This window comes from Flagellimonas rhodophyticola (assembly GCF_049332665.1).
GTDB lineage: Bacteria > Bacteroidota > Bacteroidia > Flavobacteriales > Flavobacteriaceae > Flagellimonas.
In genome coordinates this window covers 3,111,648-3,133,999 of record NZ_CP186326.1, presented here as the reverse complement: position 1 = coordinate 3,133,999, position 22,352 = coordinate 3,111,648, and the positions used below count along the sequence as shown (strand labels likewise).

19 protein-coding genes are annotated in these 22,352 nt (G+C 38.6%); 12 read left to right on the top strand and 7 right to left on the bottom strand.

Annotation, left to right across the window (positions count from 1 at the left end; genetic code table 11):
- Positions 1 to 60: 60 nt before the first annotated feature.
- The 3 genes from ACOKFG_RS14065 to ACOKFG_RS14055 form a co-directional block, all read right to left on the bottom strand.
- Positions 61 to 1,800 (bottom strand): PspC domain-containing protein, encoded by a 1,740-nt coding sequence (locus ACOKFG_RS14065; RefSeq protein ID WP_422861484.1) that lies wholly within the window; start codon positions 1,798 to 1,800, stop codon positions 61 to 63.
- Between the two features lie 8 nt (positions 1,801 to 1,808).
- A complete protein-coding gene (locus ACOKFG_RS14060; protein ID WP_298790649.1) occupies positions 1,809 to 2,138 on the bottom strand; it encodes a PadR family transcriptional regulator in 330 nt (109 codons plus the stop codon).
- 154 nt (positions 2,139 to 2,292) lie between these two features.
- Complete coding sequence (locus ACOKFG_RS14055; RefSeq protein WP_298790648.1) at positions 2,293 to 2,775, bottom strand: DUF4870 domain-containing protein; 483 nt, start codon at positions 2,773 to 2,775, stop codon at positions 2,293 to 2,295.
- Between the two features lie 169 nt (positions 2,776 to 2,944).
- On the opposite strand from ACOKFG_RS14055, the gene ACOKFG_RS14050 reads away from it, so the two are divergent.
- A complete protein-coding gene (locus tag ACOKFG_RS14050) occupies positions 2,945 to 3,397 on the top strand; it encodes a DUF4442 domain-containing protein (protein WP_298790646.1) in 453 nt (150 codons plus the stop codon).
- A 141-nt stretch (positions 3,398 to 3,538) separates the two neighbouring features.
- Positions 3,539 to 3,868: a YegP family protein gene (locus ACOKFG_RS14045; protein ID WP_298790644.1), complete on the top strand. Its 330-nt coding sequence runs from the start codon at positions 3,539 to 3,541 to the stop codon at positions 3,866 to 3,868.
- 139 nt (positions 3,869 to 4,007) lie between these two features.
- Here the strand turns inward: ACOKFG_RS14045 and ACOKFG_RS14040 are convergent, their stop codons facing one another.
- The gene (locus ACOKFG_RS14040) at positions 4,008 to 4,238 is read right to left on the bottom strand and encodes a hypothetical protein (protein WP_298790642.1); all 231 of its coding nucleotides are present in this window, start codon (positions 4,236 to 4,238) and stop codon (positions 4,008 to 4,010) included.
- A 93-nt stretch (positions 4,239 to 4,331) separates the two neighbouring features.
- Here ACOKFG_RS14040 and ACOKFG_RS14035 point away from each other — a divergent pair, with 93 nt between their 5' ends.
- The 5 genes from ACOKFG_RS14035 to ACOKFG_RS14015 all read left to right on the top strand — a co-directional run bounded on the left by ACOKFG_RS14035 (position 4,332) and on the right by ACOKFG_RS14015 (position 7,599).
- Positions 4,332 to 4,778, top strand: coding sequence for a hypothetical protein (locus ACOKFG_RS14035; RefSeq protein WP_298790640.1), 447 nt, complete (start codon positions 4,332 to 4,334; stop codon positions 4,776 to 4,778).
- Between the two features lie 104 nt (positions 4,779 to 4,882).
- Positions 4,883 to 5,680, top strand: a complete 798-nt coding sequence (locus ACOKFG_RS14030) for a TIGR00266 family protein (protein WP_298790638.1) — start codon at positions 4,883 to 4,885, stop codon at positions 5,678 to 5,680.
- Positions 5,681 to 5,756: 76 nt separating this feature from the next.
- Positions 5,757 to 6,410: a DUF2461 domain-containing protein gene (locus tag ACOKFG_RS14025; protein ID WP_298790636.1), complete on the top strand. Its 654-nt coding sequence runs from the start codon at positions 5,757 to 5,759 to the stop codon at positions 6,408 to 6,410.
- Positions 6,411 to 6,474: 64 nt separating this feature from the next.
- Complete coding sequence (locus ACOKFG_RS14020) at positions 6,475 to 7,059, top strand: NUDIX domain-containing protein (RefSeq protein ID WP_298790634.1); 585 nt, start codon at positions 6,475 to 6,477, stop codon at positions 7,057 to 7,059.
- Between the two features lie 21 nt (positions 7,060 to 7,080).
- A complete protein-coding gene (locus tag ACOKFG_RS14015; RefSeq protein ID WP_298790631.1) occupies positions 7,081 to 7,599 on the top strand; it encodes a peptide-methionine (S)-S-oxide reductase in 519 nt (172 codons plus the stop codon).
- Here ACOKFG_RS14015 and ACOKFG_RS14010 read toward each other — a convergent pair.
- The gene (locus tag ACOKFG_RS14010) at positions 7,574 to 8,860 is read right to left on the bottom strand and encodes a D-alanyl-D-alanine carboxypeptidase (RefSeq protein ID WP_299485890.1); all 1,287 of its coding nucleotides are present in this window, start codon (positions 8,858 to 8,860) and stop codon (positions 7,574 to 7,576) included. The two genes, ACOKFG_RS14015 and ACOKFG_RS14010, sit on opposite strands and share 26 nt — an antisense overlap.
- A gap of 118 nt (positions 8,861 to 8,978) precedes the next feature.
- Here ACOKFG_RS14010 and ACOKFG_RS14005 point away from each other — a divergent pair, with 118 nt between their 5' ends.
- The gene (locus tag ACOKFG_RS14005; protein WP_298790626.1) at positions 8,979 to 9,176 is read left to right on the top strand and encodes a hypothetical protein; all 198 of its coding nucleotides are present in this window, start codon (positions 8,979 to 8,981) and stop codon (positions 9,174 to 9,176) included.
- Positions 9,177 to 9,215: 39 nt separating this feature from the next.
- Here the strand turns inward: ACOKFG_RS14005 and ACOKFG_RS14000 are convergent, their stop codons facing one another.
- A complete protein-coding gene (locus tag ACOKFG_RS14000) occupies positions 9,216 to 10,157 on the bottom strand; it encodes a LysR substrate-binding domain-containing protein (protein WP_299485888.1) in 942 nt (313 codons plus the stop codon).
- 173 nt (positions 10,158 to 10,330) lie between these two features.
- Here ACOKFG_RS14000 and ACOKFG_RS13995 point away from each other — a divergent pair, with 173 nt between their 5' ends.
- From ACOKFG_RS13995 to ACOKFG_RS13985, 3 genes are all read left to right on the top strand, one after another.
- Complete coding sequence (locus tag ACOKFG_RS13995) at positions 10,331 to 12,181, top strand: sigma 54-interacting transcriptional regulator (protein WP_299485886.1); 1,851 nt, start codon at positions 10,331 to 10,333, stop codon at positions 12,179 to 12,181.
- 175 nt (positions 12,182 to 12,356) lie between these two features.
- A complete protein-coding gene (locus tag ACOKFG_RS13990) occupies positions 12,357 to 12,911 on the top strand; it encodes an OsmC family protein (RefSeq protein WP_299174211.1) in 555 nt (184 codons plus the stop codon).
- A gap of 74 nt (positions 12,912 to 12,985) precedes the next feature.
- Positions 12,986 to 16,477: a 4Fe-4S binding protein gene (locus tag ACOKFG_RS13985; protein WP_422861483.1), complete on the top strand. Its 3,492-nt coding sequence runs from the start codon at positions 12,986 to 12,988 to the stop codon at positions 16,475 to 16,477.
- A 52-nt stretch (positions 16,478 to 16,529) separates the two neighbouring features.
- Here ACOKFG_RS13985 and ACOKFG_RS13980 read toward each other — a convergent pair whose 3' ends face one another.
- On the bottom strand, positions 16,530 to 19,925 hold the full coding sequence (locus ACOKFG_RS13980) for a tetratricopeptide repeat protein (RefSeq protein WP_298790616.1): 3,396 nt from the start codon (positions 19,923 to 19,925) through the stop codon (positions 16,530 to 16,532).
- A 255-nt stretch (positions 19,926 to 20,180) separates the two neighbouring features.
- Between ACOKFG_RS13980 and ACOKFG_RS13975 the strand changes: the two genes are divergently transcribed.
- Entirely contained in the window at positions 20,181 to 22,343 is a 2,163-nt protein-coding gene (locus ACOKFG_RS13975; RefSeq protein WP_298790614.1) for a TonB-dependent receptor, read from the top strand.
- The last annotated feature ends 9 nt before the right edge of the window (positions 22,344 to 22,352 follow it).

Below are 22,352 nucleotides of genomic sequence, written 5' to 3'. Positions count from 1 at the left end.
AATTCGTGTTTAAATTGTTTTTTATATAGTATAGGTTTCTGAACTGTCGAAATACGTTGCTCAGTTGTTATTATCTTCTGATTTTATTTCAATCCCATCTTCATCAATTTTCATTTTGAAACTGTCCGCTCCATCTTCGACATCGATGTTGATACCATTTTTGTCAATGATAACCCTATCACGTCCTTCTCTTTCATCTCTTTCTTCTGATTTCAATTCTTCCGGACAATCTAGACATTTCAGTTCTCCATCTTCTCCCATTGCCCAAGTATATTCGACGATTCCACTTCTGTAAAGGTCTCTGTCATTTCGTATACCTCTACCAATGTAACTTTCTGTAGATTCTTCAAAGGATACTACCTTTCCTTCTGGAATATAAATGGTTGTAGTTACCTCTTGATTCCGTGCTTTGTTTGACGGGGCAGTTGTCAAAAATTCGTCAAGAATAACTTCATTAGGAGTAAGTTCATAATAATAGTTTATTTGCTTTGCTCTCTCGCGGGCTGCGGCAGAAGTGTTTCCATGAGAATCTTTACGGATGTTGAGCTTTACATGACCATCATCTGACTTTCTAATCTTGATATCCACATCATCCGAGATAAGCAGTCGATTATCATTGTCATCGTAGGTGTAGGTCATTCTTCCAAAATGAATGTTTTCCATCCCATAATCGTATTCAGAATCTTTCATTTTAATGGTCAAGGTATCTGATTGATTTGCCATCACAATTTGATCTTTAACATTAACGCTACCCACATTGGCAAACTCAGCTGCTTGTCTTACACCAAGTGCAAACAAAATCCCATTGGAAATCAACCATAGCCCAAGGAGTGAGAACTTTGCAATATTTCCAATCGATTTCAAGTTGGTCACCAAAATTTTCAGACCTAGGTATAGCAGGAAGAAAAATGGAATTCCCAATGCAAAGAATAAAAGTATGGACACTAGCCAAACGGGTGCTCCTGTGGTATTTACAATTTCGTAGAAATCAACACCAGGGAAATGCACAGCATCGAACAGACCAACCGTGAACATCGCAACGAATATGCCAATAAGACTTGCTGCACCGATTATGATCAAAAGAATTCCAATGAACTTGCCAAATATTTTGAATAAGAACATGATAATTTCACCAATGGTGTCAAAAAAGGTCTTGGAGCCGCTTTTTACCTTGTTGCCCACTTTTTCGTAGTCAACACTTTTAATACTGTCTGCAACATCATCAAACCCCTCTTTTACTTTACGTTCTATATTGCTGATGTTGACGGGCTCTCCCGACATATCCAATTTTTGGGAGGTGGTTGCAGCTTCGGGCACTAAAATCCAAAGTAGGATGTAAGCGATAAGTCCGAAACCGGTGAATACTGCCAATAGGATAAAGATTAATCGAATCCAAAGAGCATCCAGTCCTAAATAATGTTCTAACCCTGCACTTACGCCGCCAATGTACTTGTGGTCCATGTCGCGGTATAACTTTTTAGACCTTCTTGTGGTGCGGGTTTGAGTCGTTCTGGGTTCGTCTTCGAAGATATCCTCGTCAACCATATAATCTTCTGGTTGCCCCATGACGTTGATTACCTCGTCAACTTCTTTTTCTGTAATCACCTGTCGCTCGTTCTCCATTTTTTCCAAAAAGAGTTCTGCTATCCTAGCTTCGATATCTGCAATGATTTCATCGCTGCCCGGAGTGCCGGCAAATGATCGTTTTAAGGATTCCAAATAGCGTTTAAGCTTGTTAAAAGCAATATCGTCTATATGGAAGAGCGTGTTCGCTAAATTTATATTTACTGTCTTGTTCATTTCTTGATTTATTTTGTGTTGGTTACCAGATTAACTGCGCTTCTTAGTTCATCCCAGGTGCCGTTGAGTTCATTTAAGAATAAACGCCCCGTTTCGGTAAGTGCATAATATTTTCGCGGTGGGCCAGAAGTGGACTCTTCCCAACGGTAATTGAGTAATCCAGCGTTCTTTAGCCTAGTAAGCAGAGGGTAAATGGTACCTTCCACTACAAGCATCTTTGCGTCTTTTAGGGCTCCAAGAATCTCTGAGGCGTATTTATCCTTATCCTTTAATATGGAAAGAATGCAATACTCGAGAACCCCTTTGCGCATTTGTGCTTTTGTGTTTTCTATATTCATAATTGCATAGTTCTATTTAATTAACTGTTCGTTTTTGTTTCCCTTTGCTCCCCTGTGATGAGCAGGGGAGTGGAAACGGTTTTTTGATTGATTGATTGATGATTGATTGATGCTACTTCGTTTTTTGATTGATGATTAAACTCCGTTAGGTATTTTATTTGATGAATTTGATTGTGAATGGATACTTAAAGGTTTCCCCTTCATTGGTTTTTATTGTGGCCAATATGGTGTACACTATGTTAATTACCACCAGTGCAAACTGAAGCAATCCTGAAATGCCGACTGGCCAGAAAAAGCGTCCAAACCTGAAATCATCGCTACTAATGTGAATGTTCAAATTGTTCAGGTCGCTTAGCTTGTGAAAATTAAAAAAGCCCCAGTCAAACAAATCGGGTAAAAAGCCAACAAAAAAAGGAACACTTATTATTCCAACAACTATGGAGTATAACAATAGGCTAATTTGAAAATTGAGCGCCTGCTTTCCGTTATGATCCACAAATTGATATTCTTTTTTATTTGCGGTCCATAATATCAACGGTAGAATAAAATTCCCAAAAGGAATAAAGTATTTTGAAAAGGTTGATGCGTGTATGATCGCAGACAAATTTCTTTCGTGTTTGGTTACTGTTGTTGCCATTTTTAATTGATGATTTTTAACTGCAAAAAGGGTTAACCTATTAGCTTACCATGCAAATATATATCCAAAAGATGGTACTATGCAAAACAAAGTACTAAATATTAACATTTATTTAACATTCTAAAAATGTAATTATTTTAGGTATTTTTAGCAAAGATAAAAACCCATTATGGCTATCAAACCCAGTAAATTCAATACATTCACCTTTTTTAAACTCCCTGCTGCTTGGTGGTGTGGAGTTCGATTAAGACATATAGATGCTCAAAAAGCAGTGACAACGGTAAAACATAGATGGTTTAATCAGAACCCATTTAATTCCATGTTTTGGGCGGTTCAGGGCATGGCAGCAGAGCTAAGTACGGGGGCAATGGTCATCACCCAAATCAAAAATAGCGGCAAAAGAATATCAATGCTCGTGGCAAATAACAATGCTACATTTACTAAAAAAGCTCTAGGAAGAATAACCTTTACTTGTGAAGATGGTCATTTGATCAATGAGGCCATTCAAAAAACGATTGAAACAGGGGAGGGGCAAACCTTTTGGATGAAATCCACAGGTGTAAACCAGGACGGGGTTGCAGTCTCTACCTTTAATTTTGAATGGACGGTAAGAATTAAGTAATCCTTTACTAGCAGTGAGTGAATTGTCATTATTTTTTTTTAAAACCTTTGCCAAATAAGACGTAAACTTCATATCTTAGGGGAATTACTATTTTTTAGTAATTTCACCATTAACAGTAATTAAATAGAAAACTAAACACACATGGGAAAATTTGAAATTAAAACCACTAATTCTGGCAAAACAATGTTCAATCTTAAGGCTGGAAATGGTCAGGTGATTCTAACCAGTGAACAGTACAATAGCAAAGCTGCATGTGAAAATGGTATCGAATCCGTAAAGACCAACTCTCAGAGCGATGATCGTTTTGAGCGTAAAACGGCTAAAGACGGTAGCCCTTACTTCAACCTAAAAGCTTCTAATGGACAGGTTATTGGTAAGAGTGAAATGTATACATCCACTTCAGCCATGGAAAATGGTATTGCATCGGTAAAAAAGAATGCCCCTGATGCAGCTGTAGAGGATAACTCTTAACTATACAGCAAAGGCATAACCTCATACAGGTATAACAAAAAAAGCGGTCAAATTTGACCGCTTTTTTTATGTTGAATTTTGAAACAGAACCTAACTCAATCTCCTGACAAGTATCATCAAAAAACTAGAGCCGGTTAGACTAAAAGTACTTCTGTACAAACACCAAATAAAGGATTACTATACTACCTACTTCAATAAAAAACCAAATCAAACTTGATATAGTTGTTTTTTTATTGAGTACCCGGTAATTTTTTGCTTCTGCCTTATAATGTTCAGATTTCCCAATATCTGAAAATTTGTATTTCTTGGAAAGTTCATCAAATTCTTTGGCAAATGCTGTTAAATCTTTTGAATTCAGTGTGATTTTCATCAACTTATATCCCCAAATGAAAACAAGCAGCAATACAAAAAAAGCAACCATAGAATTCTTATAACAAAAGAACTGGAAAGATAGTAAATGATAATGGCAGATCTGATTAAAACAATTAAAATCAAACCGCTTTATAGCTTACTTTTTATAGGGATAAGCCAACTATATGGTGCATTTGTAATCTATAGACTGGGTGTATTGACCATAAAAGAAGTATGGATTAACCAAGTATGTACGATAGCAGTCATTGCTCTAATAGGATGGTCTGCTTATCTGATATATTCCTTTTCCAAGTATTACCGGCTGAAAGACAATAAGATTATTTTGGAGGAAACCAGCGTTTCCCTTTTCGGAATCGAAATCAACTATGGGGATATAAAGGACTTCGGCATAGATACATCAGATTCTGTCCTGTCCGTAAACATACATCTTGAGTATTTGGATGAACCGATTCCCATAGTTTCAAAATTCATGAAATTAAAGGAATTCCATTTTCTTTTGAAAACCTTGATCGAAAAAACCAATGAAAATCATATATAAAGTTTCTTTTACAAATTGACTGTAACAAAACCCATATAAATGGATACTAACAAGATGTACTAATATTAATTAAAGCTACAAAATCAATCAAATCAAAGACTTTTATGAACGCACACGAAATAGACTATAAAATTTACGGGGAAGAGATGCAATATGTGGAGATCGAGCTCGACCCTCAGGAAGCTGTTGTGGCCGAAGCCGGCAGCTTTATGATGATGGACACCGATATTAAAATGGATACCATTTTTGGCGATGGCTCTGGCCAAGATTCCGGTGTTTTGGGAAAATTATTCTCAGCAGGTAAACGTCTGCTAACAGGTGAGAGTTTATTTATGACCGCTTTCCTTAATGTAGGACAAGGAAAAAAGAAGGCGAGCTTCGCATCGCCTTATCCTGGTAAAATACTACCTATTGACCTTTCTGAAAAAGGAGGAAAGTTTATTTGTCAAAAAGATGCTTTTTTATGCGCTGCCAAAGGAGTATCTGTTGGTATCGAATTTTCTAAACGCCTAGGACGAGGTTTGTTCGGAGGTGAAGGCTTTATCATGCAAAAATTAGAAGGAGACGGGCTGGCTTTTGTCCATGCTGGAGGAACCATGGCAAAAAAGGAATTGGGACCTGGTGAAGTTTTAAAAGTGGATACAGGTTGTATCGTCGGTTTTTCCCAAACCGTTGACTACGATATTGAGTTTGTAGGTGGAATAAAGAACACGGTATTTGGTGGTGAAGGACTCTTTTTTGCAACACTTCGTGGACCAGGAACCGTATATGTGCAGTCATTACCCTTTAGTCGATTGGCAGGCCGAGTATTGGCAGCTGCTCCAAGAGGAGGCAAGGATAAAGGAGAGGGCAGCATTTTGGGAACTTTGGGTGACATCGCCATGGGAGATAATAAATTCTAAGGCAAAAGTACAGGTGCTAAATGCAAAAAATATCCTCTTGAGGAGACTTTAGAGGTGTTTTTGTTAAGTTCGTAGCATGAACTTTAACGAGCTTTTCGACTTTCTTTCACAACTTCAAAAAAACAACAACAAAGAATGGATGGATGCCAATCGAAAGTTGTATAAGACACTTCGACAGGAATTTATTCTGTGGTTGGATGATTTGGACTTGACTATGGCCAATCTGCATGAGGATTATTACCCAACACCAGGTAAAAGGGGTATCAACAGAATTAATAACAACCTGATGTTCCATCCAAACAAACCTATTTACAAAGACCATTTTGGAGCTGGTTTGGACAAGGCCCCAAAATCAGCTGACTTTTATATTGAAATAGGTTTAAAACAATGCCTGTTGGCGGGTGGTTTCTGGCGCCCCGAACCTAAAATCTTACGTAGCATTCGTGAGGGTATCGATTACAATGGCGAAGAGTTACAAGAAATTCTGAACAAACCTTCTTTTATAAAACGCTTTGGTGGACTCTATGAAGATGAAAAATTGACCAATGCTCCTAAGGGGTTCACCAATGACCACCCACATATTCACTTACTTCGTAACAAGACTTTTGGGGTGGAATGCCAATTGGACAAGAAAGAAGTCTTTCAACCCGATTTTAAGGAAAAGATTAAACTAGTTTATTTGGAAATGCTTCCATTTAGGCAATATTTGAACAATGCGGCATCGGTATAATCAGTTTATCAGCAGTTGACATTTAAACGAACCCGATTTTTTAATCAACCAGTAACCATAAACCATGAAATACGGAAACGTTAGAAACATTAGAAAAGAACTACTGTCGGATAATTGGTATTCCCTGAACAAAGTCTCCTTTGAATACCAAAGAGAAGATGGGGAATGGGAAGAACAAGCTAGAGAGGCCTATGACCGTGGCAATGGGGCTGTTATTTTACTTTATAATAAAGAAAAGGAAACTGTTGTGCTGACGAGACAATTTCGAATGCCTACCTATTTAAATGGTAATGGGGACGGAATGATGATTGAGGCGTGCGCTGGAATATTGGAAAAAGGAAACGCTGAAGAGACCATCAAAATGGAAGTTGAGGAAGAGACGGGGTATAAGATTGATAAAGTCGTAAAGGTATTTGAATCATATATGTCCCCAGGGTCAGTTACTGAAATCTTGTATTTTTTTATTGGCCATTATCAAGAAGACATGAGGGTGAGTGAAGGAGGTGGAGCTGCTGAGGAAACTGAAAATATTGAAGTTTTGGAAATGCCCTTTACAGAATCCATTAAAATGATGAATAGCGGAGAAATTCGAGATGCCAAAACAATTATGTTATTACAATTCGCCTTAATAAACAAGTTATTCGATTAGGGTTTTTACGACCAATACCATATGAGTTTTGCAAAAATTGCTATGGGAGGTGGATGTCATTGGTGCACCGAAGCCGTTTTTTTATCCTTAAATGGAGTCGACCAAGTTGAACAGGGTTTTGTATCTCCTCACGCTTTGGACGCATCATTTTCAGAAGCAGTGGTTATTACGTATGACACGGCAATAATTTCTATGAAAGATTTGATTGAGGTACACCTGCATACCCATAAGAGCACCTCCGAGCATTCATTTAGACATAAATATCGTTCAGCAATTTATGTGTACTCTAAGGAGGATTTTGAAAACGCATCAAATATTTTGATAGCCCTAAATCCGAATTTTGAAAATCAGATTATAACTAAGGTAGAATACTTCCATCAATTTAGGCCTTCAGAAGAACGTTTTCATAACTACTATTATGAGAACCCAGAAAAACCTTTTTGTGAAACCTATATTTCACCAAAACTCAAGACTATATTGACCAAGTTTGGAAAATTGGCAAATACGGAGAAAATTAGTGCTTCTCGTGAATCGATTTAAGTATGGAGTACATCTGAAGTCGGACATCCCGACTTGGAATTTGAAAATGATTGTTCATAAAACTGAAAATCAAAACCTTTCCGGATTTCGTTTTTAGGTAACCACTTAGGTTATAAGTGTTTCCAAATGAACCCGATTTAGCAAAAATAAAGTGTTCTGTCGTTGGGTTTTCCCATGCTGAAACAGTTCCAGAAGCATCCCAATTTGGAAATAGCGTGAATAATCGCGTTGTACCCATCTCTTGATGTAACTTTTGCAAAATTTGCACGAAGGACTTTGGGGTGAACAAATTGTATCTAGACAATCCCGAACCATCAACCCACCGTGGCGGATGTTCTAAAAAAGAAAGCTCATTTTCCAGAATGGTATCTATAGTCCTTGAAATACTCAACGTATCGGAAAGTGTAGAAGAAGCCGTCATCAGAATCTGTTCCGCAAGAAAGTTGTCGCTTTCATGCATCATTCGTTTATATATTGAATCCGAAGAAATTCCATAGAGCACCTTATTTGGCATTTCCGGGACGTTTTCGAGTAGCGTAATCTCTTTTTGCAAAGCGGACTCTAGTAGATCTTGGGTCAGTTTTTTATGCACAATAAAGGGAACCTGAATAGTATCCCTTTGTTTTGAACTTATGAAGAATTGATTGTCAAATTCATTTCTACTTGTGACGGAATCCTTTATGTAGGTGCTATCCAAAAAAAATAGGGGGGATGCTTCTAATCCATCAATATTTGATATAGAAACCACATTCCCATAAATGGGAAGTGAGCTCCGCTCAGCAGAATAGTAATAGGGATAATCCTCCCAAGCCCATCCAGGCCCAAATCTACCTTCATTAAAATTGTTGAGGTAAATGGCAATGTTCTTTTTTTGCCTTAAAAAATCAATGGCCGTACTATCCTTAAAATATGGATGCAACCAGGAAGGGTCTCCAGTGGGGATAATATAAATCGAATCATTTTTTGTAGCATATTTTAAGGTAGGAAAGCGTTCTGGAATGAGTTTTAGACCTGCAAAGAGCGTAACAATTTTCGTGTTGCTTGCAGGAATAAAATACCTATCACTATGGGTACTGTATAAAACTTTATTGGTTTTGGCATCCTGCACGAGAACTCCATGGAAGGAATTTTGAAAAGTGTCTCCACTTAACTCTTTGTCAAATTTGGAAAGGCGGGAAGAAGAACAACCAAAAAGAAAGAAAAATCCTCCTAACATTATGAGTGTTAGATTCTTAACTGCTTGATTATAGGTTAGGTACATTTTGTAGTTTGTCGAATTTAACACGAAATTATTGAATTTTTAACCCCATTTTGGTGAAACACAGGTCGATTTTTCGTAATTTGCTGTACAACCTTTAATTCAAAATAATCAAATTTCTATGCCGAGAGCAATGTTAGATTACACCAAAACTGTGCTTCAAAAAGTTAGTTTTGATGCTAAACTCTTTACCAAAGAATTGAAGAAAGCCGTTTCAAGGTTATTACCAAATGAAATCGAAGAACTTAAAATCTGGTTGCAACAATTTATAATTGACAAACCAGAATTACAACCCACTTTGTTATTAATAAAAAATTAAAGAAAGCCGCTGATGCGGCTTTTTTTTTAAAAGTTCCCGTTAGTTTTTTCCAAGAGGGCTTATTATTTCAACATCCTGAAATGCAATCGCTCCCCTCACAATACTGGAGATTACCTCTTTTAATGCTTCTGTGATCTGTATTTTGAGTTCGCTTTTATGGTAAATAAGACTTATTTCCCGCGCCGGCGATGGTTTTTTAAACTCTTTTAAATGTCGTTTTTTCTTCTGGTCAAGTTCTAAGGTGTTCAAATAGGGCAATAATGTCATTCCCATACCTTCATCTGACAGGCTCACCAAGGTTTCGAAGCTTCCACTTTCAATTTTAAAATGCTCTTGATTCATGTTTCGCGGAGACTGACAAAGATTAATAACCCCGTCCCTAAAACAATGCCCATCCTGAAGCAACAAGATATCACCAACCTGCAAGTCTTCCGTAATGAGCTGTTCCTTTGGGGACAGCCTATGATTTTCCGGAACATACCCCACGAAAGGTTCATAATAAAGTGGCCGTTCTTTAATGAACTCAATTTCGAGCGGAGTTGCCGCTATACCGGCATCTAAATGTCCGTCCAAAATATTTCTAATCAAGGCATCGGTGGGTTGCTCTTTGATGATCAGGTTCACTTTCGGATATTTTTTAATAAAAGCGCCCAAAAACATGGGTAACAATGTTGGCATCACCGTTGGAATAATCCCTATAGTGTAATCGCCCCCAATGTACCCTTTGTCCTGATCCACAATATCTTTGATACGTTCTGCCTCGGCCACTATGTTTTTGGCCTGGGCTACAATTTTTTTTCCTACTTCGGTAATGGATATGGGCTTTTTGCTCCGATCAAAGATTAGAATGTCCAATTCATCCTCAAGCTTTTGCACCTGCATGCTAAGTGTGGGTTGGGTGACAAAACTTTTTTCTGCAGCAAGAGTGAAATTTTTGTATTCAGCGACTGCCAAAACATATTGTAATTGGGTTATGGTCATTAATCATAGGTTTGAGAAATAAAAATATAAAAAACCATCAATTATATTTATGATTGATATGAAAAAGACCAAAATATTGTGAACACCTTACGGCATAACTCTTTCTAGAAAGGTATGTCGATTAATTTCCAAATCTTTATATTTATTTTCTACTGAATTACCAAAAGTTGGCAATGGCCCATACCGAACTAAATAATCTAGTGGATTTTCTAAAAAAGGTCCCTTTTTTTTCCGAAGTAGATAAGACTTCACTACTACAATTGTGCAAGGATGCCCAAACGGAGGAATACGATAAAAATGATTGTATTATCGAAAAGGGAGCCATTGGAGATGGTATGTATGTCATATTGGACGGCGAAGTAAAGGTGCATGACCAAAACCATTTGTATAGTACCTTGGTTCCAAAGGATTGTTTCGGTGAATATGCCTTAATAGATGAAGAACCAAGGTCAGCTTCTGTTACGGCCTTGAAGGATACATCAGTGCTCAAAATTCAACCTAAATCGTTTGTTGACCTTATCGCTGTGGACAGAGGTTTCACAAAAGGCGTTCTATCCGTTTTGATTAGAAGGCATCGAGAACTTGATATTATTCAAGAAAGTTTAGCGGTTTCAAAAAAGCAAATCGAATTGTCCAATTCGAAGATGATGGGCTTGATAGATGGAGCAATGGATGCCATCATTATGTTTGACACCAACTTTAAAATTGTATTGGCCAACACTTCGGCAAATGCCATTTTGGAAAACGAAGATGTAATAAAACGTAATGTGCTTTTCTTTTTGGATGAAGAAAGTGCAGATATATTGGAGACCTTGGTTAGGTCACATCAGGATGGTAAAAATGATGGAATGAACACCTATCTCCCATCAGAAGTAAAGGTAATAGGTTCCAACGAAACAGAAACCCTGAATGAAGGTACTATAAGTACCTACGGCACAGGAAATGATATGTTTTACACTTTAATTCTAAGAAATATTAATGATAGGGTTTTGGCGGAGCGAAAAATCAGTTCACTTACAAACCAGACCAAATATTTGGAGGAAGAAATAAAACAGTTGACAAACGATTACGGAATAATTGCTCAAGACCGAACCATGGCCAAAGTATTGGATTTGGTTGAACAGGTTGCAAGTACAGAGGCTACAGTTTTGATTCAGGGAGAAACAGGAACGGGAAAAGAACTGGTGGCCAGGGCAATTCATAATGCAAGTGATAGAAGTGAAAAACCTTTAATACGAATCAATTGTGGTGCAATTCCGGCGAATTTAATTGAAAGCGAGTTGTTCGGTCATGAAAAAGGGGCATTTACCGGAGCTACAACCAGCAGAAAAGGAAGGTTTTTATTGGCGGATAAAGGAACAATATTTTTGGATGAGATTGGGGAACTTCCCTTGGATTTACAACCTAAGCTACTCCGTATAATTCAGGAAGGAGAGTTTGACCCCGTTGGAAGCTCAGAAACGCTAAAGGTTGATGTTCGGATTATAGCTGCCACCCATAGGGATTTGTTGGAATTTTCAAAAACCGGAAAATTTAGGGAAGATTTGTATTACCGATTGAATGTATTTCCAATAGTTGTACCTGCATTAAAGGATAGGGGAGATGATGTTTGCTTAATTGCGGATAGAATGGTAAAACAGTTTTCTAAAAAAATGAACAAATACATTGAGCCTTTATCCAAAGATCAGAAACAATTGTTCATGGAATACGATTGGCCAGGGAATGTTAGGGAGCTTCAAAACTTGATTGAACGCGCAATCATTGTTTCTACAAACGGTAAAGTGAACTGGCAATCCATAATTCCGCTTACCCCTTCGGGTGGCTCTACAGAAGAAAGTACTGAATCGAACCGTATTCTTACTTCAAAAGAAATGGTTGAGATAGAAAAAGAGAATATTTTAAAGGCTTTGCGGCAAACCCAATGGAAAATATCCGGGGAAAATGGTGCAGCGGCCCTTCTACAACTGCGCCCTACTACCTTAACTTCCAAGATTAAGGCACTTGGCATCGTTCGTCCTGTATAATTCACGAAATTTCATAAATACACTTACGACATTTCGTTAAATTACGAAATATCGTCACTCTGAATTCACTCAAAATACTATGTAAATCATTGATTTTTAAATAGTTATGTTTTTTGGCACGCCAACTGCATTAATAAAGGCAAAACGAAAAATTAATCTTTTAAAAATTAAAACAATGATTACAACAGCAAACATTAAAAACGGAGTAAACGTAGATCAACTGGTAGACACCATCAATCACGTGCAAGAAGATCCTTCTTTGGCAAAATTTGAATTTAGAGCTAAAACCAACTGGATAGACGGCGGTCACTGTGTAACAAGTATCAAAGACTGGTATGGTGTTGGTGCTGAGCACACGGAAAGAAGTAAAGATGCTTTCACTATGGAAGCTGACCATGTGGAGCCCCTTTTAGGTAAAGATTTGGCACCTAATCCGGGAGAGATTGTATTGCATGCCTTAGGTTCTTGCTTAACTGGAGCAATGGTATACCATGCTGCTGCTAATGGAATCGACATTGAGGGTATGGAAGCCTCTTTGGAAGGTGGTGTTGATTTACACGGTTTCCTTGGTTTGGATCCTGAAGTAAGAAAAGGGTACGACGGAATCAAGGTGAAGTTCAAAGTAAAATCTGATGCTTCTGATGAACAATTGAGAGCTTTATCGCAATTCTCTCCAGTATTTGACATGCTTACTAATCCAACTCCAGTTTCCATAGAGTTCGAAAAGTAAAACTTGAAATAAGCCGCCCTATATAGGGCGGCTTATTCCTTCTTTCCTTCCTTCAATTTTCCAAACCTCCAAAAATGAAAACTCAGCAGCACAACATATTAAATGGCAACCAGGCCGCAGCCCATATTGCCTACAAACTTAATGAGGTGTGTGCTATTTATCCCATCACACCTGCATCTGAAATGTCAGAATTGGTTGAGGAGTGGAGTGCTGAGCAACAAGAAAATATTTTTGGTAATGTTCCTGAAGTATTTGAAATGCAGAGCGAAGTCGGTGTTGCCGGAGCAATGCACGGAGCATTACAAACCGGAGCCTTATCAACTACTTTCACAGCTTCCCAGGGGCTTTTGTTGATGATGCCAAACATGTATAAAATAGCTGGCGAACTGACGCCCAACGTTATTCATGTAGCTACAAGATCTATTGCAACCCATGCTTTGTCCGTTTTCGGAGACCACAGCGATATTATGGCGGTACGAAGCACTGGTTATGCCTTTTTAGGATCTTCCTCGGTACAGGAAGTCATGGACATGGCATTGATTTCACAAACCGCTTCATTGGAATCCAGAATTCCATTTGTACATTTTTTTGACGGTTTTAGAACTTCTCACGAATCAAACAAAATAGAAGTGGTTACCGATCAGGCCATAAGAACCATGGTCGATGAAAAACTTATTAGCGCTCACAGAAAAAGAGCCCTTAACCCAAACACACCTGTTATTAGAGGTACTTCACAAGGAGCAGATGTATTTTTTCAGAGTAGGGAAGCAGTAAATTCATATTACAACAACTGCCCGGTAATTGTTCAGAATCATATGGACAAGTTTTTTGAACTGACGGGAAGACAATATAAACTCTTCGATTATATAGGTCACCCGGATGCAGAGCATATTATCGTTGCTATGGCATCAGCTACGGAAACTATAGAGGAGACCATCAAAAAATTCAATGCCAATGGTGAACGTATTGGTTTGATCAAGGTAAGGTTGTTTCGACCGTTTAGCATTGAGCATTTGGTGAATATCATACCATCAACCTGTAAGAACATTGCGGTATTGGACCGAACCAAGGAGCCAGGGGCGGCAGGAGAACCACTTTATTTGGATGTGGTTCAAGCCTTATTTCAGGCTGCGGATAAATTTGAAAAACTTCCCAAAGTTGTTGGTGGACGTTATGGGTTGAGTTCCAAAGAGTTCACACCTGCAATGGTTAAAGCTGTCGTGGATAATATGCAATCGACAACACCAAAGAACAACTTCACCATAGGAATTGAAGATGATGTGACCCACACCAGCCTGAAATATGACAAAGAATTTCGAATTGACAATCAATATCAGCAAACAGCGTTTTACCAGACAAAAACTGAGCAGACCAGTAAACATTTCAGTAGGTATTTGAGGTTGTGCGGTAGTGAATCAGACATTTTTGTTCAAGGTTATATCGAATGTGATTATAAAAAGTCAAACTCAAAAAGTGTCGCACATTTACGATTGGCACCAAATAAAATCAAAGCACCGTATTTGATTTCTGAAGCGGATTTTATGGTATGTGATTCCATATCATTTTTAGATGAACATTCTGTATTGGAAAACATCAAACTTCATGGGAAGATTTTGGTGAATTCGGAACTGACACCGGACCAATTCTGGAAGAAACTTTCTTATGGACTGCAAACAAGCATACAAGCCAAAAATTTGGAGTTGTTCGTGGTGAATTTGAAAGAATTACCCAGATTCATGGACATAGGAGAACATTCAATCTCAATGTTCCATGTTTGTCATTTGGCATTGACTAACAAACTATGGGACAATGCTGACTTGGAATTCGTTAAAAAACATATTGTAAAAGTTGATACTTCAATATTTTCATCGGAAACGCCTTTGGAGCAAGATGATACTTTTTCAAAAACGCTATTGGGGCAATTGTTGGCGCAAAAAGGAAATGAAATTCCTGTAAGTGCATTGCCTTCGGATGGAACATATCAAAGTAATACATCAAGATTCAATGTAAGGGATGTGATCTCAGAATTGCCGATTTGGGATACGGATTTATGCACGCAATGCGGTGCTTGCAGCATGGCCTGTCCACAAGGGACGTTGCGGATAAAAGCATATGCCGATGACTATAGTGGCCAAGCACCTAAACACTTCCAATCTGTTGAATTTGCAACGCATATGGATGGCTTTGATTTACTTAATTATACCATTCAAGTTAACCCTGACCACTGTACTTCATGTAACAACTGCGTAGATGCCTGTCCTGCCAAAGCGTTGATAATGTCTAATAACCAAGAGAAAATTGAGCAGGAAAAAGAGAACTGGGATTTTTTTGAAACCATTCCTGAGTTTGACAGAACAAAAATTGATGTTACTCAAATAAGTCAGCAACAATTGCAAGAACCTCTTTTTAAATATGCCATGGGTGTTGATGGTTGTGGAGAGGCCCCTTACCTAAAACTAGCATCACAATTGTTCGGAGATAGAATGGTAATTGCCAATGCAACCGGAGCAAGCTCCATTTTTGGCGGAGCCTTACCAACCACACCATGGTCTAATGACCAAATGGGAAGGGGTCCTGCATGGTCCAATTCACTGTTTGAAGATAATGCGGAATTCGGTTTAGGTTTTCGACTATCGCTAGATCAGCAGGAAGCTCAGACCAGAAACTTACTAAAGAAAATGAAGCATCATCTTGACGCCGAATTGGTTGAGAGCATTGTAAAAGCGAAACAAAACACTGAAGCCGAAATTGCTTTGCAAAGAACTCGTATTGAAAAGTTGAATACACTACTGGGTTCTTTGAACTCATCAGAAGCTGTGAATTTAAAGCAAAACCTCGACAGTTTGGTGAAAAAAAGTGTATGGATAGTTGGGGGAGATGGATGGGCTTATGATATTGGTTACGGTGGACTTGACCATGTATTGGCCTCTGGTAAGAATGTAAATATTTTGGTGTTAGACAATGAGGTGTATTCCAATACTGGAGGACAGATGTCCAAGGCAACACCTTTTGGTGCCTCCGCCAAGTTTGCCGCCAAGGGAAAACAAAAACAAAAGAAAGATTTAGGCTTTTTAGCAATGAACTATGATGATGTGTACGTTGCATCAGTAGCTATTGGAGCTGATCGAGAGCAGACTTTAAAGGCATTTATTGAAGCAGAAAAACATGATGGACCATCCTTAATCATAGCGTATTGTCATAGCCCTGCTCATGGGATTGATATGAAAAATCCTTCGCAGTACCACAAAGCTGCCGTTGCAGCAGGACAGTGGTTGTTGTATAGAAATGATCCGTCCCGAAGAGCTAAAGGATTAAACTCTTTGCAACTAGACTCAGAAGGCCCAACCCTTCCTATTTCGGAATACTTTAGAATGGAAAAACGATTTGGAATTCTTTTTGAAAAGGAAATGGACACCTTTACTGAGATTATTGAACAAGCTCAATCTAATATCAACCAACGGTATTCAAATTATAAGTGGCGCGAAATTATGGGTTGCGCAACCTTCAATACCGGTGTAGAAAGAAAACTATCGGAAAAGTTGGTCAGTGACTATATATCAAATTGAGCATATGTTTGTTTTTGACAAAGTCCATAGCTTTTCCAAGGGAATAGAAAGTTTATTTTTCGTGCATAACGGTCATCGAAAGCCAGTTTTCCGGCACACCTTCCGACAGGTATTTGTTAGCTTTTGAAATAAAATATTGGGTGATGGTATCTTTAGGGTTCTTCAGTAAGATTTTTTCAAAGACGGTAAGAGCTTCTGTAAATTTTTGATTAAAATATAGATCAACGCCTTTGTCATAATCTGGTTTTGTTTCCAATTTTAGGGTAATACTTTCTACGCTATCACCATCAATGCATTCGTAAATGCCGATGGCTTTTTGCTTTCCTTTCACCCTTACTTTACCCAAGAATCTAAAATTAAAACCATCCGAATCTGTCATGGAATTTAGGGTGTCTTCACTTATTATGATGTTAGCACCAAAATGTTTGGTCACACCTTCAACCCGCGAAGCACTATTTACCGTATCGGATATTACAGCAGGGTCATTTCTTTGGGTATCACCAATAATACCCATAATTAACTGGCCGGTATGAAGTCCCATACCAACGGAAATTGGGACATACCCTTTTTCCTTGATTCGTCTTTTATTATAGAGAGCTAAGGTCCGTTGCATTTCAATAGCTGCATCCAAAGCACTTTCTGAAGTATGCGTAAATAGCGCCATGATTCCATCGCCCAAGTATTGATTTACAAAACCATGGTTTTCCTTGATAATTGGACCCATACGACCCACATAGGCGTTCACAAATTTGAAATTTTGTTCAGGAGTCATGCTTTCCGCAAGCGTTGTGTAATCTCGTATATCAGAAAACAATACGGTGACATTTTTTTCAATGTGGTCACCCAACCTCACATCTGTGATGGATTGCTTGCCTACGGATTGGACAAATTCCGAAGGAACAAATCTAGAAGTGGCCCTGTGGATGGTATTTAAATTGATGTGCGTTTTGATTCGGCTTAATAACTCATTCTTGGAAATCGGTTTGGTCAAATAATCGTTGGCACCTGCATTGAAACCAACTACCAATTCGTTTACGGTATTTTTGGCTGTCAGTAAAATTACAGGAAGCTCACTAGCGATATATTTTTCTCTGATTTTCTCACAAACTTCATAACCAGAAATTCCAGGCATCATAACATCAAGCAATACCAGATTGTATAAATTCTCGCTATCCAATTCCTTTAAGGCTTCTTTCCCAGAACTGACTTCGGTAATTTCGTAACCTGCAACCGTTAAATGATTTTCAAGCACCCTTCTGTTGACCGGCTCATCGTCCACAATCAAAATTTTGGGTATTTCTTGACCATGTTTCTTGGATACTCCGGGTAATGGCAAATCTTTTTGAGGTGTTGACCGAGATTGTACAAAATCTGTTGAGACAAACCCTTTGGATTCAAAGTCTTTGCGATCAGTTTTGCTCAAGGGAAGCGTAAATGAAAAAATAGAACCTTTTCCCTTTTCAGAAGTCACCACAATGGAGCCTCCATGCAGTTCGACCAATTGTTTGGTCACTGAAAGACCAAGTCCTGTACCACCATATTCTCTTTGTGTAGAACCATCGGCTTGTTCAAATGAGTTAAAAATGGTTTCAAATTTGCCTTCTGGGATTCCGATACCTGTATCCGTAACAGAAATGCTCAACATATTGTTCTTAACTTCTGATAACAAGGTTACATAACCCTTTTGAGTAAACTTTATAGCATTCCCGATTAAGTTATGCATGATTTGCTGCAATCTATTTTCGTCAGCATCTACCAGAGGAACATCTTTTGGGATTGAATTGATGAGCTTCAATTTTTTATCCTGGACCAAGGGATTTGATAGGCGCATTACAATCGTGGATAGCGCATGAATATCCACCGGACGGATGGAGAGTTCAATGTCTTTATTCTTAAGTTTTGAAAAGTCCAAGATGTCATTAACAAGATGGGAAAGTCGCATGCCGCTATTGGCAATCATGTCCAAATTTTCCATGGCAGCTTTCGGAAGCTTTCCTGCTATCCCATCTTTTAGAGATTCTGTCAATCCGATGATACCTACCAATGGTGTTCGTAATTCGTGGGAGGTATTGGCGAGAAATTCATCTTTAAGTTTATCTATCTTTTCAAGCTCAACTACACGTTGTTTTTCAATTTCGGTTCGTTTTCGTTCTTCAGCGAGCATTCTTTTCTTTTCTTCATCGGCATGTCTTGCTCTTTGGTTGTGTCGATATCTGTTGAAGGCGAAGTAAGCAAACAGCAAAATGACCAATGCCGCACCAATGATAATATTGCGAATGGTGGTTTGCTGTTCAAGCCGAAGCCCGGTAATTTCAGCATCCTTTTCTAGGGCAGCGATGGCACTTTGTTTTTTTTCAGTTTCAAAACGAACCTGCAACTCTTCGACCTGCTTGAATTTGGATTCATTGAACAAGCTATCCTTTGCCTCAATGAATTTGTTTTTGAATTCCAATGATCTCTGATAATCTCCGGTTTGCTCGTAGAGTTGTGAAAGCGCAGCATAATTATCTTTAAGTACGGCTTTGGCTTTTATTTCCTCTGCAATCTCAATGGCATTGTTAAGGCTCCTTTCTGCTCTTGCAAATTGCTTTAATTTGAGATTAATAACCCCAATCTGTGAATGGCTCAAGGCCAGTTCGCGTTTTAACCCAAGTTTTTCGCGCAACACAAGCGCCTGATTATGGTATTCTAAGGCATCTGCAAATTTTTCCTGAAAACCATATACTTTTCCAAGCGCTTCGTAGTCATATGCCATGCCCCAATCGCTCTGTGTCTCCTGATCTAGAGCCAATGCACGACCCAAATATTCCAGAGCCAGATCATACTGTTCCATTTGCATATGGGTGTCACCAATGTTAAAAAGGCAATTGGCAATTTCGGTTTTATCACCAATTTCAGTGAAGAGTTTAAGAGCCCGGTTATAGGAATCCATGGCATCTAGCATTTTGCCATTGTTCTTTAAGATTTCTCCCATTGCATTCAGGGTAGTGGCTACACTAAATGAATCATCCAGTTCTTCATAAATTTTGAGAATTGAATAATAGATTTCCAGACTTTTATCAAAATTGCCCAGATCATCTAATATGACGGCTTTTTGATATAGACCATTGGCCAAGGCAAAGGATTCCTTTTTCGTTTGATGGAAGTCAAGATACGTGTCAATAAAACGTAATGCTTCAGCATAGTTGCCCTTTTGTCTTTCCAATACGGCATACTGATAGTTAGCTAATGAAATGCCCCAAGGTAAATTTGCTCTTTCGCTTATGTAATTGAAGCTGTCAATATGTTTTTTTGCCAATTCGGCGCTGCTTCGATGGTTGAGGTATTGCCAAGAAATATCTTTTAAAATCTTAACTCGGGCAGAATCACTTTGGGCACTTGGATAAATACCCTGTAGACTATCGATTACAGAGTTTTGCGCTTTTAACGAAACAATCGAAAAGCACACAAGTAGAATTGTGTGTACTGAGGTTTTTATGATATTGGTTTAAAGTGGTTGATATGGCTATTTAAATGTAATGTTTAAAGCGTAAAGCACAAAATAAAAGAGATTTCCCCTGGACCATATTCTACTTATTTGATGGCTGATTTATCATTTAAGACCCAAGGTTCAATTCATCATTAAAATTCTACAATTGGGTATCACGGATTGGTATACATAAGACTGTTAAGGCAATTTTGGGGTATCAAACAACGAACAGTCATGAAAAACCAGATTCTTTTATTTATTACAATCTTAATCGCAGGAGCAGTATCTTCCCAAACCACAGTATCCGGCACCGTAACCGATGCCAAAAACAATCCGATAAGCGGGGCCAACGTCTATTTAGAGGGTACGTATGACGGTGCTTCGACCACTGAAAATGGAACTTTTAACTTTGAAACCACGGAAACAGGTACCCAAACCTTGGTTATTTCCATGTTGTCTTATGACCCCCACTATGAGATAGGAGATGTTACATATTTTAAAGATATTCAGATACAACTGGTTGAATCGATAAATGCATTGACAGGGGTTACCTTAACTGCCGGAACTTTTGAGGCAGGCGACAATTCCAAAGTTTCAGTTTTAAAGCCATTGGATATTGTTACCACAGCAGGGGCGGCAGGGGATTTTGTTGCGGCTCTGCAAACCTTACCTGGAACAACTACCGTAAATGAAGACGGAAGACTTTTTGTAAGAGGTGGTTCGGCCGATGAAACACAGGTGTTCATAGATGGACTTCGAGTTTTTCAACCCTTTAACGCATCCGCAAACAATACACCTACAAGAGGCAGGTTTTCTCCGTTTCTTTTTAAAGGAATCACCTTTAGTACTGGGGGATATTCTGCGGAGTACGGACAGGCCTTATCCAGCGTACTTCTTTTGAATACAACCGACGTGCCTGACCAAGAAAAGACGGATATTTCAATAATGTCTGTCGGTGGGGGATTGGGTCATACAGAGATATGGGGTGATCAATCGTTGAGTTTGAACACTTCCTATATCAACCTTTCACCGTACGAAGCTTTGATTCCTTCTGATCAAGGGGTAAGATGGAATAGTCCATACGAGTCTATTTCGGGGGAAGCTGTTTTCAGGAGCAAGGGAGAGAAGAGCATGTTTAAACTATACACAGGATTCAATCATGCAGATTTGGACATTGCTCAAGAGGATATCAATTTTGATGATTTCATACAGTTTAGATTAAAGAATAACAACCTTTATTTTAACTCCTCATATAAATATTTTTTCGGAAACGATTGGAGCTTAACCACCGGAGCTGCCATTTCGTGGGATACGAACGATGTCGGTATACAGCAAGACGTTGTAGAAGCTAAAGAGACAGCAACCCACGTAAAGGCTAAAGTTCGAAAAAACTTCAGCAATCGATTTAATCTTACCATTGGTTCTGAATTATTCAATACCAATTTTGAGGAAACCTTTTCGGCAAATGATGGCTTTACCTTTGAAAGTGACTACGATGATCAGCTGTGGGCAGGTTTTGCGGAGACGGATATCTTCTTGAGCAATAAGTTTGCAATGAAACTTGGGATTAGGGGAGAACACAGTTCTTTTATGCAGGATTTTACGATTTCACCACGAGTATCGCTTGCCTATAAGCCTGGTGACAAAGGTCAATTTTCACTTGCTTATGGAGATTTTTATCAGAACCCTATATCTAATGTGGCCAAGTTTGGAGCACCTCTTTCATCTGAAAAAACCTCACATTACATTCTAAATTACCAATACGTAGGTGATGGCAAGACGTTTAGAGCAGAAGGGTACTACAAAGATTATGACAATCTGGTAAAATACGATACTCAGCTTCCGCAGTTCAACTCAGCTTTTTCCAATCTAGGGAGTGGTTATGCGGCTGGGTTCGATGTTTTTTGGAGAGACAATAAAAGCATCAACAACTTAGACTATTGGATTTCATATTCCTATTTGGACACGGAACGTGATTATCAGAATTTTATGGAACGTGCAACACCTAATTTTGCACCTAAACACAATTTCTCTTTGGTGACCAAATACTGGGTGAACAAGCTGCGTTCGCAGGTCGGAGTTTCATATTCTTACGGTTCAGGAAGACCCTATGATAATCCGAACACTCCGGAATTTTTGGCAGAAAAGACCAAATCCTTCAATAACCTCAGTGTAAATTGGGCCTACTTGATTGATCAGCAAAAGATTCTATACTTTTCGGTGAACAATATATTGAGTTTTAACAATGTAAGCGACTATCAATACGCAAACACACCGAATGTCGATGGAATCTTTGACAGAAGGGCAATTACGCCCCCTGCTGATAGTTTCTTTTTTGTAGGGTTCTTTTGGACCATTAGTAACGATGGCAAGAGCAATCAATTGGATAACTTATAGTACTGATTT

What these genes read in the sequence shown, in the direction of transcription:
- ACOKFG_RS14065 (WP_422861484.1), bottom strand. Translation starts at nt 1,800, where the DNA reads ATGAACAAGACAGTAAATATAAATTTAGCGAACACGCTCTTCCATATA.
- ACOKFG_RS14060 (WP_298790649.1), bottom strand. Translation starts at nt 2,138, where the DNA reads ATGAATATAGAAAACACAAAAGCACAAATGCGCAAAGGGGTTCTCGAG.
- ACOKFG_RS14055 (WP_298790648.1), bottom strand. Translation starts at nt 2,775, where the DNA reads ATGGCAACAACAGTAACCAAACACGAAAGAAATTTGTCTGCGATCATA.
- ACOKFG_RS14050 (WP_298790646.1), top strand. Translation starts at nt 2,945, where the DNA reads ATGGCTATCAAACCCAGTAAATTCAATACATTCACCTTTTTTAAACTC.
- ACOKFG_RS14045 (WP_298790644.1), top strand. Translation starts at nt 3,539, where the DNA reads ATGGGAAAATTTGAAATTAAAACCACTAATTCTGGCAAAACAATGTTC.
- ACOKFG_RS14040 (WP_298790642.1), bottom strand. Translation starts at nt 4,238, where the DNA reads ATGAAAATCACACTGAATTCAAAAGATTTAACAGCATTTGCCAAAGAA.
- ACOKFG_RS14035 (WP_298790640.1), top strand. Translation starts at nt 4,332, where the DNA reads ATGGCAGATCTGATTAAAACAATTAAAATCAAACCGCTTTATAGCTTA.
- ACOKFG_RS14030 (WP_298790638.1), top strand. Translation starts at nt 4,883, where the DNA reads ATGAACGCACACGAAATAGACTATAAAATTTACGGGGAAGAGATGCAA.
- ACOKFG_RS14025 (WP_298790636.1), top strand. Translation starts at nt 5,757, where the DNA reads ATGAACTTTAACGAGCTTTTCGACTTTCTTTCACAACTTCAAAAAAAC.
- ACOKFG_RS14020 (WP_298790634.1), top strand. Translation starts at nt 6,475, where the DNA reads ATGAAATACGGAAACGTTAGAAACATTAGAAAAGAACTACTGTCGGAT.
- ACOKFG_RS14015 (WP_298790631.1), top strand. Translation starts at nt 7,081, where the DNA reads ATGAGTTTTGCAAAAATTGCTATGGGAGGTGGATGTCATTGGTGCACC.
- ACOKFG_RS14010 (WP_299485890.1), bottom strand. Translation starts at nt 8,860, where the DNA reads ATGTACCTAACCTATAATCAAGCAGTTAAGAATCTAACACTCATAATG.
- ACOKFG_RS14005 (WP_298790626.1), top strand. Translation starts at nt 8,979, where the DNA reads ATGCCGAGAGCAATGTTAGATTACACCAAAACTGTGCTTCAAAAAGTT.
- ACOKFG_RS14000 (WP_299485888.1), bottom strand. Translation starts at nt 10,157, where the DNA reads ATGACCATAACCCAATTACAATATGTTTTGGCAGTCGCTGAATACAAA.
- ACOKFG_RS13995 (WP_299485886.1), top strand. Translation starts at nt 10,331, where the DNA reads ATGGCCCATACCGAACTAAATAATCTAGTGGATTTTCTAAAAAAGGTC.
- ACOKFG_RS13990 (WP_299174211.1), top strand. Translation starts at nt 12,357, where the DNA reads ATGATTACAACAGCAAACATTAAAAACGGAGTAAACGTAGATCAACTG.
- ACOKFG_RS13985 (WP_422861483.1), top strand. Translation starts at nt 12,986, where the DNA reads ATGAAAACTCAGCAGCACAACATATTAAATGGCAACCAGGCCGCAGCC.
- ACOKFG_RS13975 (WP_298790614.1), top strand. Translation starts at nt 20,181, where the DNA reads ATGAAAAACCAGATTCTTTTATTTATTACAATCTTAATCGCAGGAGCA.